Source organism: Amycolatopsis sp. MtRt-6 (genome assembly GCF_017308975.1).
Classification (GTDB): Bacteria; Actinomycetota; Actinomycetes; order Mycobacteriales; family Pseudonocardiaceae; genus Amycolatopsis.
This window is the reverse complement of sequence record NZ_JADWPD010000026.1, coordinates 149,669-169,312: the sequence shown is the minus strand read 5'-3', so window position 1 is coordinate 169,312 and position 19,644 is coordinate 149,669. Positions and strand designations below refer to the sequence as shown.

Genomic DNA, 19,644 nt, shown 5'->3' with positions numbered 1-19,644 from the left:
ACGCCTATGTGCCAAATCTTTTTGCATTTTGCCCCTTGGGTCGGCCTGCCGGGCGGGCGCCCGGGATTCGGGGCGCCCGCCGTGGCTCTTCCTCCCTGTCAGGGTGCGCAGGCGTTCGGGTTGTCGAAATGCCCCGGCGTGGTCGGGAACGCCGGTCCCGACCCGTGCTCCTGCAGGTCGGACTGGTACACCAGCGCCAGCTCGTCGAACGCGGACGTGCCTGCCGTGGTCACGTCCCCGGCCGCCTGGCCGGCGCCCAGCGAGTACGCCCACCGCTGCAGGAAGTCCTGGTGCGTCGGGCTGAACTGACGGACGTCGTTGTAGCCGCCGTAGGCCGCGTTGCAGTGCGTGTACAGGTTGTACGCTCCGCCCCAGTCCAGCAGGCGGTCGCCCTGGTTGGGGCCGTTGTCGGCCACGTCGGCCTGCAGCACGTCACGGTCCCAGCCGCCGTAGATCCAGTCGATGCCCTGGTGGTGCTGGTTGTCCGCGACGTCGGCGTTGTGCAACTCGGTCAGCTCGAACCACGTGCACGGGTCCACCGTCACCGCGTTCTTGCCGTTGCCGAACGTCTGCGGCCACGGGTTCGCCGTGCACGTCGTCTGACCCGGCGTGCCGTACGTGCCGCGCGGGCGCCAGTCGATGATGTCCGAACCCAGCGCTCCGGTGTTCGGATCGACCGACGGGCCGGACGTCGCGCCCTTGCCGCCGAGGACGTAGTCGACGAGCGAGTCGTTGACGCCGCGGTCGTTCGGGTTGGCCGGGTCGGTGCTTCCCTTGCCACCCCACAGCACGTCCGCGCCGTCGTCGCCGAAGACGATGTCCCCGCCCGAATCGCCGTTGGCCAGGTCGTCGCCGAAGCCGCCGTGGATCGAGTCGTGGTCGTCGCCGCCGCGGATGCGGTCGGTGCCTCCTTCCAGGTCACCGCGGTGGGGCATCGCCGGTGCGTTGCCCGGTGCCGCGAACGCGTCGCCGTTGACGTCGTGCTGCAGGTCGACCTGCCGGGTGACCGAGCCGGGCAGGAAGCCCTCGTAGTGGATCGCGGGCACCTGGCTGTTGTCGATCACGAACTTGTTCGAGCCGTCCTGGTACACGTCGACGATGCCGCCGCGGTCGCCGACCATGGCGTCGTCGCCGCCGGTGCCCCACATCCGGTCGTCGCCCAGCTCGCCGTACATGTCGTCGGCGCCGTCGCCCGGAGCCGTCGTCGTGCCGGTGTCGCCGTGCATCAGGTCGTTGCCGTCCTGGCCGTACAACGTGTCCTCGCCCGCGTCGCCCCACAGGTTGTCCCCGCCCGACGCGCCGAGCGCCTCGCACGTGGCCTGCGTGGTGGTGCAGAAGCGGGTGGGAGCGCCGCCCGCGCCGTGGCGGACGAACGCCGCACCCACCGGCGGGGTCGCCGGGTAGCGCTTGGCGTAGATCCGGTTCGTCAGCGGCAGCGACACCTTCGACAGGTCGTCGCCGAGCGCCACCGGCTTGCCGGTCTGGTCCACGATGTCCCGCACCGCGGTGCCGCCGTCGCCGAGGACGAAGTCGGCGGCGCCGTCGCCGTGCACGTCGTCGGCCGTGTCGCGGAAGACCGCCAGGGAGCTGCCGCCGAGCAGGTCGTCCTGCCCGTTGGGTGCGGAGACGTCGCCGAGGTCGCCCGAGGCCGCGCCCGGCCACACCGGGTTCGGCGGCGTGATCGGGATCCCGGCTTCGGCCAGGGTGCGGTCGCCGAACATCGTGTCGTGGCCACCGTTGCCCTCGGCGTAGTCGTCGTGCGCGCCGCCGGAGATCTGGTCGTCGCCGTCCTGGCCGAAGACCACGTCGACGCCGCCACCACCGGACAGCTGGTCCCCGCCCGCGACGGGACGCGCCGGCGCGCCGAGGAACCCGTTGCTCCACGAGAGGTCGAGCAGCCGCAGCGAACGTTGCGTCTCGAACGTCCCGGTGCTGCCCACGCGGAGCAGGTACGGCGACGGCGGCGCGATCCGGTCGGTGATCGCGTTGTCGCCCAGCACCACGTCGTCCCCGGTGCCGCCGAACACGACGTCACCGATGTCCGGCTGACCCTGCGTGGTCAACGCCGTGTCGGTACCGAAGATCACCGAGCTGCCGCCGACGAGGTCGTCGTCGCCGCCGTTGCCTTCGATCCAGTCCCGGCCGGGACCGCCTTCGGCGTAGTCGCCGTCGGCGTTGCCCTTGAGCCGGTCGTTGCCCGACTGGCCGAGGATCGCGTCGCAGCCGTTGTCCCCGGTGATGTCGTCGCCGCCGGAGGTGTTCGGCACCGGCCCGTCGCCCAGGTCGTACAGCTGGATGCTGCGCTGGACCATCGGCGCCGCGCCCTGCGCGTCGGTGTCGAAGCGGCCCTGCGTGATCGGGCTCTTCGGAATGCCCGCGTCCCGCGTCAGCAAGGCGTTGTCGCCGGTGATCAGGTCGGCGTCGTCGCCACCGGAGATGGTGTCGCCGGTGTCGAGCTGGCCCGCCGTGCCCTGGCCGGTGCCCGACTCGACGTACGACGAGCCGCCGACGAGGTCGTCCTGCCCGGACTCGCCGAACAGCTTGTCCGCGTCCTGGCCACCCTCGCCGTAGTCGTCGCCGGCGTCGCCGTGCACGGTGTCCGTGCCGCCCTGGGCGTAGATGACGTCCGTGGCCTCGCCGCCGAAGATCGAATCTCCGCCGGACGTGCCCGCCACCGGCGTGTAGCCGAGGTCGAACAGCACCACGTGCCGTCCGGCCGACAGCCCGCGGCCCCGCGTGACCGGGTCGCCGGTGTCGCCGCCGCCTGTACCGGTGATCGTGGCGTTGTCGCCGGTGATCACGTCGTCGGCGTCGCCGCCGGAGATCGTGTCGCCCGCGTCGGGGTAGCCGGCCGCGTTCTTGACCGCCGGGTCGCCCGGCGTCTGGTGGCTGCCGCCGATGATGTCGTCGGCGCCGGTCTCGCCGTTCAGCGTGTCGGCACCCGGGTTGCCTTCGATGCGGTCGGGGTCCTTCCCGCCGAAGACCGTGTCGTTCTCCAGCCCGCCGAACAACGCGTCGTTGTCGAAGCCGCCGGAGATCGTGTCGTCGCCGCCCAGCGCCGGGTCGGCACTGGCCAGGTCGAACACCGGGCCGCCGGGCACCAGCGGATCACCGTTGTCGCCGATGATCGTGTCGGGGCCGGTGTCGCCGAACAGCTTGTCGCCGTCGTCGGGCTGGCCGGCCGCCCGGGTGCCGCCGACGATCGTGTCGCCGGCCAGGCCACCGGAGACCCAGTCCGTCCCGTTGTTGCCCTCGATGGTGTCGGGGTCGTCGCCGCCGAACATCGTGTCGGCGCCGTCGTTGCCATAGAGCATGTCCGCCCCGGCGTCGCCGTGGACGGCGTCGTCGTCCGAGCCGCCCCAGACCTGGTCCGCGTCGCGGCCGCCGTGCAGCGCGTCCTTGCCCTTCTCGCCGCACACCAGGTCGTTCGCCGCTTCGGCATCGACGTTGTCGTCACCGCCACCGGCCCGGACGTTCTCCACGCCCGCGCCGCCGATGATCCGGTCGTTGCCGTCGAGCGGGTCGTTCACCGACTCGTCGACCGGGGTCGACGGGATCGGCGTCCCCGCCTTGCACGGCGTCGTCTGCTTGTCGCCGTAGACGTCCGCGCCACCGTCACCGCCGATGACGTGGTCGAAGCCGAGGCCACCGACCAGTGTCTTGGGCGACGGCGTCACGCCCTGCGGCAGCGGGGTGTGCGTGACGACGTAGAACGGCCCGAAGCCGTCGGTCTTCCCCGGGTTCGGGAAGTCCAGAGTGGACGGTTCGGCGATCACGTAGTCGTCGTCCGGGCCGCCGTAGAGCGTGTCGGGCCCGAAGCCGCCGAACAGGATGTCGTTGCCGCCGCCACCGCGGAAGTCGTCGTGCTGGTCCTTGGTGGAGTGGCCGGTGACGCGGTCCTGGCCCTTGCCGCCGTAGACCGTGTCGTTGCCGCTGCCGGTGTCGATCGTGTTGATCGGCCCGCCTTCGGGACCGCCGGAGGTGTTGGCGTCGTCCGAGCCGTAGCCGTCGATGCCGGGATCGACCTGGGCCGCCGGGTAGATCTTGTCCGGCCCGGTGCCGCCGGCGAACCGGTCGCTGCCGTCGCCGCCGACGAGCGTCGCGCCCTGCGACACGAACAGCGCCTGCGGATAGGTGGGCACGTCCTTCAGCGGGTCGTCGGCCGAGACGCCGAGGGTGTCGTCGCCGCCGTTGCCGAACGCGGTCGACTTGGCCAGGCCCACCTTGATCGTGTCGCCGGCGTCGCCGGTGCCGGTGCCGCCCGCCGGATCGGGCAGCAGCGCCCAGTTCGGCACGGAGACGCTCGGCCCTCCGGTGCCGTCTGTTAGGGGGTCGCCGCTGTCGCGGCCGTCGTTCTTGAGTTCCTTCAGGCCGATCGACGTCACCGGGGGCGCGCCGAGGCTCGAGTCGCCCGCGACGATGTCCACGCCGTTGCCGACGGTGATGCTGTCGACGCCGGGACCACCCGCGACGCGGGCTTTCGCGTCGTCGCGGACGTAGCTCGTCTTGTTCGCGGCGAGCACGGTCCGGTCACCGGTGACGATGACGTCGTCGCCGGCGCCGCCGTCGACCCATGAGTGGCCGATACCGGTCTTGATCTGGTCGTTCTTGGTGCCGCCGAACACGACGGCGTCACGGTCGAACTGCGCGGTCGGCGGTGGTGGGCCGGTCTTGGTGGTGTCGGCCTTGGCGTCCCCGATGAACGTGACGCTCATCGGTTTGGCGTAGCCGCGGCCGTCGACGATGACGCGTTCGATGTTCGGGTTCCGGAACTCGCGCCGGATGCCGAGCATGTCCACGGCCACGCCGGTGAACGCCGGGTTCGCCGGGTTGGCGTAGTCGTGCAGTGAAGTGATCTTGACGGTGTCCTTCTCCTGGTTGTTCGACTCGTACGGGTCACCCGCGCCGCCGCCGCGTTGCGCGGTGTGGCCGAGCGCGGCCGCGTACACGACCAATGTCTTCCCGTCGCCGCTCAGCCCGCCGAGCTTCGGCGGTGGTGGTGTGCAGTTCGGGGTCGCGGTGAAGTCGAGCAGGGTGACGTCGACGATCGTGAAGCTGAACGACACCGAGAACGGGCCGAACCCGACCGTCACGTACAGCTTGAGGAAGACGTAGAGCCGCCCGGACACCGTGAACAGGCATATCGGGTTGTTCAACGCCGTTTGCAGGAACTCCGTGATCCGGAACTTCCCGTCGTGGTTGGGATCGTTCCACAGGAACGAAACCGTGAGGCCGAGCCCGCCCTCGATGCCGACCGTGATGATCACCGCCGTGACCGCGGCCCCGGCCGCGATCTCGCCCGTGAAGGTCACCACCGGGATCGGCTTGCCGTTTTCCGTGGTGTAGAAGAACAGGCTCTGCAGGAACGCGTTGCCCACGGTGCCGAGGTCGAGGGTGCCCGCGCGGGCCGCCTCGAACGCCTTGCGGATGCCGTAGGTGTCGAAGCCCGCGACGATGCGCAGGGTTACCGACGCCGAGCCGTGCAGGGTGATCACCACCGGCGGCGGCGCGTACACCGGCCCGAACTGCTGGCGCCAGTCGAAGCCGAGGCGCAGTGGCCCGGAGTCGAACTTGACCAGGTCGACGTCGCCGCCGAGCAGCACGTTGAACAGTGACGCCGGCTTCTCGAACACCGGGAAGCTGAAGCCGGCCGCCGACGCCTGGGTGGTCATCGGGTTGACCGAGTTCGGGTTGGAGTTCTTGCCGTTGATCGTGTCGAGCAGCGGCGCGAACGTGGTGCCGCCCCCGGCGTCCTTCTTGGTGCTGATCAGGCTTTCGGTGTTGTCGGGGGTCGCTGTGGTGTCGAGTGCCTTCTGGCCGCCGAGCTCGAACGAGCCGAGCGGGATGAGGCACGTGGTCGTGCACGTCGGGAAGTTGTTGATGAAGGTGATGATCCCCGCGATCGTGTCGACGAACTTCAGGTCCGGGCCACCCGCGATCGTGCTGAACGCCTTGCCGAGGGAAACGAGCGTGACGTCGCCGCCGCCGGCCAGGTGGGACAGGTCCGACAGCACCGGGATCGGCGCGTACAGCGTCTTGATCACCGGGTCGAGCGGGCCGGTCACCTGCTTGACCTTGTTGACGATCGGGCCGAGGATCTTCCCGAAGATCTCGCCGCTGTCGATGGCGACCTTGTCGAACGCCAGCGTCAGCGGGCTGTTGCCGCCGTCGGCGCTGTTGGTGCCCGGCTTGACGTTGTTCCACGCCCAGTGCAGGCGGAAGTTCGCCTGGATGCCCGGGAACCCGGCGTCGTCACCCGGCCGCGCCTTGAGCAGCCAGTTGATGTCCGCGCTCGCGTGCAGCTTGACGTCGGCGAGCCGGTCGAGTCCGGCGTTCTGCAGGTCGGTCAGGTGCAGCCGGCCGTTGGTCGGGTCGTCCGGCGCGATCAGGTCGATCTTGAACGCGCCGCCGAACAGTGGCAGGACGGCGTTGGCCGGGGGCGCGGCCGCGGCGTTGCAGTCGTCCGCGCTCAGGTCCTTGGTGCAGTTCTCCGCGGTGATGTTGATGAACGCCAGCTGCGCGTTGATCTTCTGCGGCAGGGTGACGTTCAGCCCGACCGCGAACTCCGGTTGCGCGGAGTCCTTGGTGATGACGAAGAACCCTTCGCTGCGGCTGATGCCCATGGCCAGGTGCAGCCGCCAGCCGAGCTGGACCTCGGGGCCCGCGCCGCCGTCGGCCTTGAGCGAGAACCCGGGGATGCCCAGGTCCAGCGGCACGGACTTCTTCAGGCACTCGTGGCCGGCCGGCAGCCCGGCGCAGTTGAGCAGGTCGCCGCTGAAGTCGCCCTGGCTGACGTTGAGGCTGATCGTCACGGCGTCGAGGTCGTTGTACGCGCAGTCGTGCGGCTGCGGGTTCTCGGCCGGGTTCTCCGGGGCCCCGCCGATGGCCGCGGCGCCGGTGTCGGTCGTCTTGGTGCCGGTGACGTCCGCGATGAGCTTGAAGACGCCGCCTTCCTCACGGAACACCATGTACCCGGAAGCGCTGTCGACCGGTTCCCAGGAGATGTCCAGGGAGTCCGTTGCGGACAGTGTGGCCGGGCCGGTGGTGATCGAGCCGGGGTCGCTCGCCTTGGCCTGCTTCTTCTCCCCGTTGATCGTGGCGTAGGACGCGATGACGTACCGGTAGGTCTTGTCGGCCGCCGTGGCGCCTTCGTGCAGCGCGACCGTCGGGACGCCGACCGTGCCCAGCCGCGTCTTGCACACGGTGTCGACGGTGACGGTGTCCGGGTTGAGGCCGGCGGCGGCGAGCTTCGCGCCGAGCTGGTCGTTCACCCAGCCGCGCACCGCGGCCATGTCGGTGAAGTGCCCGTCGGCGGGCAGCTGGTCCAGCGCGGTGTGGATCGCCGCGCGCAGCTTGCCGATGAAGTCCGCGCCCTGCTGGAGGTCGTCGCCGAGCAGCGGCAGCTTGCCGCCGAAGCTGGCGGTGTTGAGGGCCTGCTCCACCAGGTTGAGGTAGCTGTCGAGGCCGTCGAGCCTGCCGAAGTCGATCAGCCGCTTGGCCAGCTCCTGGCCCAGCAGCGTCGGGTCCGGGGTCTCCAGCCGCGGGTGGCCGTCGATGGCGGCGCCGCCGAGGTCGAAGTAGTCGTCCGGCGTCGTGGACTTGGGCAGGCGCAACGCGAAGTCGTTCGCCTTGGTGTCGTCGGTGATCACCTTGCCGTAGGTCGCGCCGCCGTCTTCGCTGATGTACAGCGGCAACTTGGCGCACAGGCCCAGTGGCGTGCTGCCGTCGAGGCCGCAGTTCACCGCCGTGCTCGCGGCGTTGACCGACGGGCCGACCGCGCCCACGAACTCGGAGAACGTCACCGGCGTACCGGTGCCGCCGCTCTTGGCCAGGTCGAGCGAGTAGGACGCCTTCGCGGTCGCCTTGTCCGCCGACTTCGGGTTGCCGAGCGAGACGGTCAGCGGGCCGAGGGTGGTCGCGATGGTGGCGTTCTCCACGGCGGCGTCGAGCTGCACGCCGATCTTGGAGTCGTCCAGGATGCGCAGGGCGTTCGCGTCGGCCGGGCCGGAACCCGGCTGCAACGGGACGACCAGGCCCATCTTGACCTCGCCGCCGACGCCCAGCGACACCGAGCCTTCGCCCTGCACGCCGGCGACGCGCTGGGTGCCCGCGGGCAGGCTGAAGTCGAACTGCACCGGGGTGCTGGTGTGGTAGGCGCGCTTCCAGTCCAGCCGGATGATCAGCGACGGCGTCCCGGCGAGGTCGGCGTACTCGAACTGCACCGGCGCGCTGCCCTTGAAACGCTCGTTGATCGTCTGGACGAGCCGCTGCAGGTTGTCCGACGGCGCCGCTTCCAGCATCGAGATGACGTCGTCCAGTTCGGACCGGATCACGTAGGCCGTCGACGGCGAGGGCTGGCTGGCCCACGGCCCGGCCAGGACGAGGGTGTCCGCCGTGACGCTGCCGACGATGCCCACCTGGGTCCCGGCGACGACCGTGCGCCCGATGAGGGTCTGCGGGAACGCGTTGCCCTTCTCGACGCTGCGCGCGGTGTCCTTCACGGAGTTGGCGCCGTAGGTCACCTTCGGGCCGGAGCCGGCTTCGTCGGCTCGCAGCAGGTCCCGCAGCGAGCGGCCGACCAGCGGGATCTTGGTGCCGAACACCGCGGCGCCGGCCGGGGAGGCGTCGCTGATCGACGCGTTGAGCGTCTGCAGCGTCTTGAGGACGATCGAGAACAGCGCCTTCGGGTTGGCCGGGTCGAAGTCGAAGTTCGCCAGCTCGGACAGGTCGCTCGTGCTGAACTGCGGGCCGTCGGAGCCGGTGAGCTTGGTGAGGTCGTTCCAGGTGAACCCGGCGTGCGCGGTGGCGCCCTTGAGGAAGTCACCGGTGCCCGGCGCGCTCGCGTCGACCCCGCCCGCGCCGCGGACGCTGACCTGGAAGTCGAGCAGCGCGCCGGGGTCGTGCAGCAGCTTGTCCACGACCGCGCCGAAGGTCAGGTCACCCTGGTCCTTGAGCTTCACCTGGAGCATGTGGTCGTCGGCGTCCGGGGTCCCGCCGCAGTCGGCGCCCGCGTCCGGGTGGCAGACGTGGGCCGCGCCCTTGAGCTCCACCTGGAGGAAACCGGCGTTGGCGAAGATGTCGACGTCGGCGTCCATCGGGAAGTCCGCGGTGAACAGCGAGGGAGCGCCGGCGGTGCGCAGCAGCACCCGGTCCGGCCCGGTCGGCGTCGCGCCGACGAGGATCGTGCTGCCGTCCGGGTTCTTCTGCTCGATCGGCGGGTTGTGCACGGTGGGGTTCCGCAGGTCGAGCACCAGCGTGACGGCGGCGTCGTAGGACGGCTTGACCTTCGCGGTGGCGTTGACCGCGTTGGCTTCGCCGACACCGCGGCCACCGGTCTTGAGGTCGTTGCCGAGCTGGACGACACCGACGTCACCCTGCATCCCGGAGATCGTGTAGGGCGCGTTGGCGACGGGGACGACCGGCGTCCAGCCGGGCGCCTGCAGGAACAGGGTGTTCTCGTTGTTGTTCTCTACCGTCGCCCCGGCGGCTCCGGCGACGACGTGCCGTCCCGCGAACTCCCCCGGCTTCCACTTCTGGTTCTCGTCCTTGAGCGTGGTCTGGGTGTAGGTCGTCTTCCCCGGGCTGCCCGCCGGACCGGACGCCGCCGCCGCGGCCGCGTTGAGGTCGACGGCCGTCGTGGGTGCCTGGCGCGAGATCGTGATCTTGAAGTCGAGCTTGGTCGTGCCCGGTGGGAAGTGGACGTCGGAGACGCCGATCTTGCCGCCACCGGGGAGGTTCGCCGCGGTGTTGAGCTTGTCGAGCATCTCCTGCAGGGACACGAACAGCGGCTCGCCGGCCTGTGCCGGGTCCGCGGCGGTCTTGGTGTTGTCCTGCAGGAACTTCTTGATCGACTCGTTGAGCTGGATCGCGTCGGCGAGGGTGCCCTTGAGGAACGGCAAGTCGAGGTTGCCGACCGGGTTCGCGGCGTCGCCCCACTTCGCGCGCTGGATCGAGGTGAGTGTCGTGGCCAGCTGGGCCAGGCCGGTGGCCAGGTCGCGCGGGGTCATGTTGAGGAACGGGCCGACCGTGTCGATGCCCTCGGGCACGATCTGCGGGGTGCCGGTGGCGATGTCGGGCCACTGGATGCCGATCTTGGCGTCCACGGCGGGCAGTTCGAGGGAGAACGAGCTCGCCGGCGCGGCGGCGAGGTGCAGCGAGCCGGTCAGCGACCCGGCCGGGCTCGCGAAGCCGAAGCTGACCAGGCCGGCCAGCGAACCGTTCTGGGCGAGCTCGCCGGCGGTGCCGTCGAAGTTGGTGAACGCGAGTTTCCCGTCGTTGTCCGGATCGTTGATCGTGGCCGCGAAGTGCGCCTTGAGGTCGAGGGAGGAATCGTCGGCGAGCCGCACGCCGAGGATGCCGACCGCGGCCTTGACCGCCTTGACGGCGTTCGCGTCGGGGAAGCCCGCTTCGGCGTCGACGGTGAAGGCCGGGGTGGTCCCGTCGTTGACGAAGTAGGCCTTGTCGTGGGCCTTGTCCCAGATGAGGCTCAGCTTCATCGTGGTGCTGACGGTGAGCCGCACGCCGCCGGTCGAGGAGAAGGCCGACTGCGGCGCGTTGGTGCCGCCACCGATCGGCAGCGGGACGCTCAGCGCCTGGTCCTGCAGCACGCGGGAGACGGTGAGGGTGAGGTCGAGCCGCTTGTCCTCGCCGACGGAGGTCAGCGTGGTCTTCAGCGTCCCGGTGCGGTCGGCGCTGAGGCTGATCGGCTGGTCGATGTCGAGATCGGCGTCGTCGACGGCGTCGGCCAGCTTCTTCGTCCCGGTGTGGAAGGCTTCCTGCGCCAGGGTGTCGAACCCGAGCGCCGCGCCGGGGCTGGTCTGGACGGCGGGCAGCGCCTTGGCGAGCTGGCCGAGCGTGCCGAGTCCCTTCGACCAGGCCGCGAAGCTGTTCGCGGGGGCGGCGAGGGCGTTCACCAGGGTGGTGACACCGGGGTCGGCCGCCCGGGCCGGAGCGGCGGTCACGACGATGCCGCCGAGCGAGAGCGCGAACGCCGTGGTCAGTCCGAGCCAGCGTCTGGAGCCCATGGGTCAACCTCCACTGTCGCGGGCGCACGGAAGACCGGCGCCGCTCACCGGGCGAGACTGACAAAAGGGACGGATCTTCGGGAAGAGCCGGGTCCGCTCAGTGGACCCGGACCCGCCGCGCCCCTCGGCTCCTGTCCCCAAGCGCCCCAATGTGGCCTTCGGTGCGTCCAACGCACCCAAGGCGGCCTTCGGTGCGTTGAACGCAACCAAGGCCACCTTGGGGCGCTTTGCCGGGGTCGCTCAGCGGAGGTGCAGCGGTTCCGCCAGCTCGCGCCCGGCCTCCGCGGCGGCGGACGTCACCAGCGGCCGCAGCCGCGGTAGCTCGTCGGCCGAGGGGCTCAGGACGCCCAGCGCCGCGACGACCCGGCCGTCCGGGGCGTGGATCGGGGCCGCGGCGCAGCTCCGCCCGGCCACCTCCGGGCCGGTTCCCGTGCCGCACCCGCCCAGCAGCACGTCGGCGAACGGGGTCGGGGGCGGCAGGACCGTGCCCGGCCGGACCACCGGCAGCCGGGCCGAGTGGCCGGCGAACGTCGCGACCACCAGGACCTCGGCGGCGGACAGCACGCACACCACGACGTCCGTGCGCGAGAGCTTGGCCAGCCGGACCGCGGGCCGTCCGGCGGCGGCGCGGATCCACGCGTGCCCGCGGTCGCGGCCGTCGCACAGGCGGCCGAACATCGGCCCGACGCCGTAGCCGCGGACGCGGTGCTCGGCCGCGCCCATCCCGCACAGCTGCTCCAGCAGCCGGTGCGCGGTGGACTTGGGCAGCCCCGCCCGGCGGGCGGCCTCGGTGAGTCCCAGTTCGGCCTTCGCGTCGGCGAGTGCCTCCAGCAGCGCGAACGCGCCGGCCAGCACACTCCGGCCCGGAGCCCGCCCGGCCTCTTCGACCAGCCGCAAGTCAGAGCCGTCCGTGAACATCGACGCCTCCCCTCCTGGGCCGAATGGCCGTGCCGGGGGGCAAGTCGCGCCGCGTCGCCACGTCGTTACGGCACCTCCCACAGGTGGGTGAGGGCCCGCCCTGCTAACCGGTGAGGGCCCGGTAGGCCGGCCGGAGCAGATCGGCGACGACTTCGCCACCCACCGTGATCGCGAACGGCGGCGCCTGGTCCAGGAGCACGTCGGACGCCGTCCGCGGCGCGTGCAATGGCGCCGCACCACCGAGGCCCGGGGCCGGACCACCGGCGAAGAACGTGGCCATGACGTCGGTCAGGGCCGGGGACCCGTCGCCGGGGTGGAGTGGCTCGGCGGAGATCAGCCGGTGCTTCAGTTCCTCGAGCAGCGCCTCCCGGTTCCGGCCGCGCAGCGCGAGGACGGTGAACGGATCCTCCGCGACCCGCGCCACGAGCGCGGAGAACACGGCGTTCAGGTGGCCACAGGGCACTTCGGCGGCCGGGCAGGTGCAGTCCAGCGAAACCTCGCGGGCCGCCGACGGGAACAAGGGCAGCCGGACCGTTTGGCAGACCTGTTCGACGTCGCGGGGCAGCTCGCCGCCCAGCAGCTGGACGGTGAGCGACGCCTTCGCGGCGAGGGCGTGGGTGATCGCCGCCCAGTCCGCTTTCCCGAACGCCGCCAGGCCGATCCGCACCTGGTGCGGCCGGCCGTCGCGCACCTCGGCGTCGACCCGCCCGGCACCGACCGTCAAGGACGCGACGCGCCCCTGGCCCTTCGCCGGCAGCGGGACGCCGATCGACGTCAACGCGCGGACGAACCGGGTCGCCCACCACGGGAGTGGCTCAGTCATCGATCGCGTCCTCCCCCAGGGTGAGCACCTCGCGCAGCGCGTCGGTGGACAGTTCGGTGAGCCAGGATTCGCCTTCGCCCACCACCATTCCCGCGAGCGCGCGTTTCTTGGTGATGAGGGTGTCGATGCGGTCTTCGATGGTGCCCGGGCAAAGGAACTTCCGCACCTGGACGGTGCGGCCCTGCCCGATCCGGAACGCCCGGTCGGTGGCCTGGTTCTCCACGGCCGGGTTCCACCAGCGGTCCAGGTGCAGCACCTGGCCGGCCGCGGTCAGCGTGAGCCCGGAGCCGCCGGCTTTGAGCGAGAGCAACAAGATCCGCGGCCCGGCGCCGGACTGGAAGCGGTCCACGATCGCGTCGCGCGCCCCCTTGGCCAGGCCACCGTGCAGGAATCCGACTTCGGTGCCGAGCCGGTCCGCCAGGTGGGGCACGAGCAGGTGGCCGAATTCGGTGTACTGCGTGAAGCACAGCACCCGGTCTCCCGAGGCGAGGATTTCCGCCAGGACCTCTTCGAGGCGGGTGACCTTGCCGGAGCGGTCGCCGATCGGGGAACCGTCGTGCAGCAGGTGCGCGGGGTGGTTGCAGACCTGCTTGAGCTTCGTGATCGCGGCGAGGACGTTGCCGCGGCGCTTGATGCCTTGGCTGTCCTCGATCTTCTTCATCATCTCCTCGACGATCGCGCGGTACAGCGTGCCCTGTTCGCGGGTGAGCCGGTACTCCTGCCGGATCTCGATCTTTTCGGGCAGCTCGGGGACGATCGCGGGATCGGTCTTCACCCGGCGCAGCAGGTACGGCTGGGTGCGCCGGCGCAGCGCGGCGGCCGCGGCGGTGTCGCCCCGGCGCTCGATCGGGACGGCGAACCGTTGCCGGAACTCGAACCTGCTGCCGAGCAGCCCGGGGTTGAGCAGGTCCAGCACCGACCACAGGTCCGCCAGCCGGTTTTCCACCGGCGTGCCGGTGAGCGCGAGCCGGTGCCCGGCCGGGAACCGGCGCACCGCCTTGGCCGTCGCGGTGTCGGCGTTCTTGATGGCGTGCGCTTCGTCGAGCACCAGGCGTCGCCAGTCGAACGTCTCGAGCTCGCCGGCGTCGCGGGCGGCGGTGGCGTAGGTCGTGACGACGAGGTCGGCCGCGGCCACCTGCGCGGCGAGCGCGTCCCCGTGCCCGCGCGCACTGCCGTGGTGGGCGTGGACCCGCAGGCCCGGGGCGAAGTTCGCCGCCTCCCGCTGCCACATGCCGACCAGCGACATCGGGCACAGCACCAGCGTCGGACGGCGCTCGCCGTCCGCCCGCTCGAGCGCTTCGAGCGCCAGCGTCTGGACGGTCTTGCCGAGGCCCATGTCGTCGGCCAGGCAGGCGCCGAGTCCCAGCGCCGACATGAACGCGAGCCAGGCCACGCCCCGCTGCTGGTAGGGGCGCAGCGTGGCCTGGAACGACGGCGGCAGCTCGACCGGCCGCAGCGTCTGCCGGACCCGCCCGGCCAGGACGTCCCCGACCCAGCCGTCGGCGCGGACGTCGACGACCGGCAGCGGCGTCTCCAGTCCCAAGTGGACTGTTTCCAGCAGCTCGGCCGCGGTGGGGCGGCGGTTCTGCCGGGCCGGGTCCCGGCGCAGGAACTCGAGACCGGCGCGGAGCCGGTCGGCGTCGACGCTGATCCACCGCCCCCGCAGCCGCACCAGCGGTGTCTTCGCCGCGACGAGCCTGCCCAGCTCTTCTTCGCCGATCTCGTCGTCGCCCACCGCGATCGACCAGCGGAACGCGGCGAGCTCGTCGCGGCCGACCCGGGTGCAGGCGACGACCTGCTCGGCCGGCGTGCTGCGGACGGACAGCCGCAGCCCGAGCCGGCGCCGGCCGTCCCAGGTGGCCGGGAGCTGCACTTCGAACCCGGCCTCGATCAGCCGGTTCGCCCCCGAGGTGAGGAAGCGTTCGGCTTCTTCGACGGTCAGGTCGTACTCGGACGGCTGCGTCCGGCGCAGGGCCGGCGCCAGCACCGGTTCCACCAGCGCGGCCCGGCCCAGTTCGGCGACGAGCAGTCCCCGCGGGTCCCGGACCAGGCCGTTCGCCTCGCCGGACCAGATCTGCCCGGCCGACAGCAGCAGGCTCGGATCGGCCGTGGCACGCAGGAGGAACTGCAGCTGCCACTTGGTGCCGTCGCCGGTCTGGTCGTCGGGATCGTCCGCGTCCGGCTGCCGCAGGGTGCGGACCTCGGCCAGCCGGAAGCAGGCCCGGCCGTCGACGACGTCGGTGTCGGCGACCTCGTCCCACTTCGCGACGGCCTCAGCCAGGACGCGGAGTTCGTCCAGTGGCAGGTCGACGCGGGGATCGCCGCCCTGCAGAGCGGCCAGCCACACCCCGGCCGCGCCCTGGCCCCCACGCAGGTCGACGGGCGGCTCGGCCCGCGCCAGCCGGTCCCGGACCGCGGCGTCGACCAGGGTGTGCAGGGCATCGGTGCCGAGCGCCCGCGGCGAGGCCCCGATGAGCGGCGCGATCTGTTCGGCCCGCCCGACCGGCGGCATGGCCGCCACCAGCGCGTCGAACGCGACGAAGTCCACGCCCTGCAGCACCGGGCGCCACCGGGCCTCCGCCGCGTCGCCCCGCCGGAGCAGCGTCGGCAGTACCCGACCGCGGCGCACCAGATCCCCGGCCAGGCGGGCAACGGCCTGCAGGTGGGTGACCGAAGCGCCGTAGGAGGCGGAGCAGTCGAGGTCGTCCAGCTCGGCCGCGTCCACGACCAACGCGGGCACGGACCACGCCCGCAGCGACGGCGCCGGGCCACGTGGCTTGCCGCCTGCCTGCAGCTCGGTGGCGGCGAGCGGCCGGTTCGCCCGCGACGGCAGCAGCAAGGTCACCGAGGTGGGCTTGCCGGGATGCAGAGCGGTCAGGTCCGAGCTGGAGACGGCGAACGGGTGCGAGAGCGCGATCCGCGTCGAGCGGCTCGACGTGCCCACCGGGCGCCGGTCGTGCTCCGCCCAGAGAACCAGGCCGCGGCCCGGAGACCACAGAGCGTGCACGAGGGGCAAGGGTCTTCCTCCGGTCCGGGTTCCCCGCCGATCGTCGCACGACGGGGCCCGGCCGCCGCCGCCGGCGGGATGTTCACCGGGCCGCGGTCACCGTCCGGCCCGACCTCGAAAGCCGGTACCGGCACCGGCCGGCCTGTTCGCCGAGTATCGCGACCGAAGCCGGGCGGCGCCGCGGGCCACGCTGTCGACCCACGCCGGCTCGGGGCTGCGGCACGAGCCCGGCCGCCCGGCGCGGGCGGGGGTCGGCGCAACCCGCGTCAACGCAGCGCGGCCTGGATCCGCGCGGCGCGTTCCGGGGCCGCCGGCAGGTCCGGCGTACAGAACTCCGTGACCATCGCCAGGATCCGGCGGGACGCCGCGGCGGGCGAGGCCGTCAGGTCGGGGCTCGACGCGACCGTGATCCCCCGCGTGCCGGCCGCGTCGCTCATGCTCCACGTGTTGTACCCGGGCACGTCTCCGCCGTGGCCCCAGACATCGGGGGCGCCGGGACCGCAGATCCCGGACAGGGAAATGCGCATCAGCCCGAGCCCGTAGCCGACCAGCCCGCCCTCGCCCGGCCACGGCACCGTGGTCTTCATCTGCGCCAGCACGTCGGCCGGCAACAGCTCGCCGCCGACCAGCGCGTGGAAGAAGCGGTTCAGGTCTGCCGCGCTCGAAATGATGTTGCCCGCGCCGAAGTAGCGGCTGAAGTTGTAGACGGTGACGTCCGTCAGCCCCCGCGGCGCCGGGTAGAGCTGCTCGTACCCGCGGAGGGCCGGGCGCGGGACCCACGGGAAGTCCCGCGGCAGGAAGGTGTCCGCCAAGCGCAGCGGCCCGGTGATCCAGTCGGCGAGCACCTGCTCGAACTCCCGGCCGGTGAGCTTCTCCACCAGCAGGGCCAGCACGTTGTAGCCGGTGTTGGAGTACGCCCAGCTCGTGCCCGGCGGGAACAGCAGCGGCTGCACGGTGCTGCCGTGGATCGCCTCGACTTCGCCGAAGTGCACGAAGCGTTCGGTGTCCACTTCCTCGGCGGTGGTCCAGGTGTACTGCGGCGCCAGGTCCCGGGGCACGCCACTGGTGTGCTGCAGCAGCTGCCGCACGGTGATCGGCTCCGGGTACGGCAGCAGGCCGGGCAGGTACTTCGCGATCGGGTCGTCCAGCCGCAGCCTGCCCTTCGCGGCGAGCTTGAGCACGAGCGTCGCGGTGAACGTCTTGGACACGCTGCCGATGCGGAACCGCCCACCGGTATCGGGTTTCGCCCCGGTGACGACGTCGGCGACCCCGGCCCGCCCCCGCCACCGCCCACCCGGATCCGCCGCGACGGCGATCATCCCGACGTTCCCGGCCTGCACGGCGACGTCCAACGCGGTTTGCCGCGAGTCCGGTTCCGCGGCGGCGGTACCGGTGCCGCCGGCCAGCAGCACGGCGCAAGCGGCGGAGACGACCAGTCGACGCATGATTCCCCCCGGTGTCTGCGGACCCGGCAACGGTAGCGCACCCGGGCGGACGGCATCACCGCTTCGTGAGCAACCGGGTCTGCGCACGCAAGACGTCGATCGTGCGCGTCACCCAGTCCGCGATCACCGCCTGCTCGGCCGGGGTGTAGCGGCCGCTCAGCTCGGCCATGGCCGCGTCGAGGCCGGCGAAGACCTTTCCGAACGCTCCGGGCACGGCCGTGATCACGAGCCGGCGGCGGTCGGCCGGGTCCGGTGCGCGGTGGGCGAGCCCCGCGCGCTCGAGCCGGTCGACCAGCCCCGTCACCGCGCCCGGGGTGAGGCCGATCTGCTTGGCCAGGTCCCCCGCCGACATCGAACCGGCGGCCGCGATCATCGCGAGGGCGCGCTGGTCCACCGCCGTCACGCCCAGGCTCGCGCCCACCGCTTCGTGGAACGGCGACCTGAGGCGAGCACTGGAAGTGCCGAGCTGGACCTGGCGCTGCTACGCCGGCAACTGGCGGCCCATCGTGGGCCTGTCGTCGATCGCCTCGATCCAGCGGTTGTTCGTGGTCAACTGGACTGGGCAGATCCCCCACGGCGCCGCCCTCGCCTCCGAGGTCGTCGTCCTGGCCGCCCGGATCGTCCTGGTGGTCCTGCTCTGGCGCCTCGCAATGCGCGGACTGACCCTCCGCTGGAGCGCGGGCCGGGCGTTCGCGCGCAAGCACTGGCGCAGCCTGCTGTGGCAGAGCGCGTTCCTCGGCGCGGCCGTCCTCGTCTTCGAAGTCCTGGCCGAACACGTCCTGGCGACGCTGCTACCCGAGCCCGCCCGGCAGACTTACCTCGCCGTCCTGCTGTTCCTGAAGAACCCCACGGTGATCGCGTTGACGCTCGTCTGGGGGATCGGCTTGGTCCGCCAGGTCTTCCGCGTGCGTCCCGCCGCCGAGCCGGGCGCCGCGGAGCCGTCTCGGCCACGACCGTCCACTATGGACCGGTAGAACCTCGGGCGGCGAGAAGAGGTGGCTGGGTTTCAAGCACGGCTTCGCCGTGGCGTGGTTTTCGGTGTTCTCGGGTGCGGACAGCGGCTTTACCTTTTGTTCCCACCGTATCGAGTGATGACCCTGTGTTCGATCGCCGGTAACTTGGAGACATGACCAACGACGCGGCTCTCTCCTCCGAGGCGGTGGCTCTCGCCGACCGCCTCAGTGAGCTAGTCGCGTCGATGCGGTCCGCTGAGGCCGAACTTGGTGCGGTGCTGGTGGAAATCGAGCAGCGGGGGGTGATGGAGCTGTTCGGCTACCGCTCCGCCGCCCGCCTGCTGGAGCATCTGGCCGATATGCCGAAGCCGGCTACGGAACGGCTGATCAAACGCGCCCGCCTGCTCAACCCCGGCCGCAACCTCGACGGCAGCCCCATCCCCGCACTCGCGCCCGCCACCGGCGCTGCCGCCCGCGCCGGGCGGTTGAGCAACCCGATGATCGACGTGATCACCAACGTCCTGACCCAGGTCCCGCCCGAGCATGGCGTGAGTGCCGAGGCCAACCTGCTGGCTTTCGCCGAGGAGGCCGGGCACAAGCAGGTCGCCGCCCTCGGCGCCCGCATCCTCGCCCACCTCGTCCCCGACGGGCCCGCCCCCGACGACACCGAACCCGCCGCCCCGACCCGGGAGCTGTTCCTGCGCCGCAAAAGAACCGGCATCTGGGAACTGAGCGGCCGGTTCGACGATGAGACAGGCACCCGCGCCCACGCGTTGCTGGATGCCCTGGCCGAGCGCCGCACCGGCGACGAGGGTCCCGACTTTCGCACCACCCCGCAGCGTTACGGGGATGCCTTCTCCGATGCCGTCGACCTGGCTCTGAATTCTCCGGAGTTGCCGATGCAGGCCGGAGAACGCGCCCACCTCATGGTCGCCGTGTCATTGGAAGACCTGAAATCCGGCGTCGGCAAGGCCACCCTCGGCGACACCGGCGCCATGACCGCCGCCGAAGCGCGGGTGCACGCCTGCGACGCCATGATCATCCCCGCAGTCCTCGGCGACAAAAGCGAACCCCTCAACCTCGGCCGCCTCCGCCGCCTCATCTCCGCCGGACTCCGCCGCGCCCTCTTCCTCCGCGACCGAGGCTGCGCGTTCCCGGGCTGTCATCGGCCACCCCGGCACTGTCAAGGTCACCACATCCGGCACTGGGCAGACGGCGGCCCCACAGATCTCACCAACCTGGTGCTGATGTGCGCCCACCACCACCGGCTCCTGCACCGCTCCGGCTGGGAAGTCCGCATCGCCACCGACGGCCTGCCGGAGTTCCTGCCACCGGTATTCATCGACCGACGCCGCAAACCAAGGCGCAACAACCTCCACGAACCACTCCCATTCACAGCATGAACACGGGAAAAGGCCCGCAGCCCCACGGCTACGGGCCCACACCCACGAGCACACCAGCTCGACACGACTTC

The 19,644-nt window shown here is 71.6% G+C and carries 8 protein-coding genes; 2 read left to right on the top strand and 6 right to left on the bottom strand.

The features are described from left to right. Nucleotides 1-98: 98 nt before the first annotated feature. From I4Q55_RS34965 to I4Q55_RS34940, 6 genes are all read right to left on the bottom strand, one after another. Nucleotides 99-11,024 carry a calcium-binding protein gene (locus tag I4Q55_RS34965; protein WP_206794239.1) on the bottom strand — a complete coding sequence of 3,642 codons (10,926 nt, stop codon included), beginning with the start codon at nucleotides 11,022-11,024 and terminating at the stop codon, nucleotides 99-101. Nucleotides 11,025-11,264: 240 nt separating this feature from the next. Further along, a complete protein-coding gene (locus I4Q55_RS34960) occupies nucleotides 11,265-11,942 on the bottom strand; it encodes a helix-turn-helix domain-containing protein (protein WP_206794237.1) in 678 nt (225 codons plus the stop codon). A gap of 103 nt (nucleotides 11,943-12,045) precedes the next feature. After that, nucleotides 12,046-12,765 carry a hypothetical protein gene (locus I4Q55_RS34955; RefSeq protein WP_206794234.1) on the bottom strand — a complete coding sequence of 240 codons (720 nt, stop codon included), beginning with the start codon at nucleotides 12,763-12,765 and terminating at the stop codon, nucleotides 12,046-12,048. Then, complete coding sequence (locus I4Q55_RS34950) at nucleotides 12,758-15,781, bottom strand: DEAD/DEAH box helicase (protein ID WP_206794232.1); 3,024 nt, start codon at nucleotides 15,779-15,781, stop codon at nucleotides 12,758-12,760. The genes I4Q55_RS34955 and I4Q55_RS34950 overlap by 8 nt, the downstream gene beginning before the upstream one ends. Before the next feature lie 257 nt (nucleotides 15,782-16,038). Next, a complete protein-coding gene (locus I4Q55_RS34945) occupies nucleotides 16,039-17,217 on the bottom strand; it encodes a serine hydrolase (RefSeq protein WP_206794230.1) in 1,179 nt (392 codons plus the stop codon). Nucleotides 17,218-17,272: 55 nt separating this feature from the next. Then, a complete protein-coding gene (locus I4Q55_RS34940) occupies nucleotides 17,273-17,638 on the bottom strand; it encodes a MarR family transcriptional regulator (RefSeq protein WP_307793399.1) in 366 nt (121 codons plus the stop codon). Between the two features lie 37 nt (nucleotides 17,639-17,675). Here I4Q55_RS34940 and I4Q55_RS34935 point away from each other — a divergent pair, with 37 nt between their 5' ends. Together I4Q55_RS34935 and I4Q55_RS34930 are read left to right on the top strand one after the other, a co-directional pair. After that, entirely contained in the window at nucleotides 17,676-18,191 is a 516-nt protein-coding gene (locus I4Q55_RS34935; protein ID WP_307793398.1) for a hypothetical protein, read from the top strand. A 152-nt stretch (nucleotides 18,192-18,343) separates the two neighbouring features. Continuing rightward, entirely contained in the window at nucleotides 18,344-19,573 is a 1,230-nt protein-coding gene (locus I4Q55_RS34930) for an HNH endonuclease signature motif containing protein (protein WP_206794226.1), read from the top strand. Nucleotides 19,574-19,644: the final 71 nt, after the last annotated feature.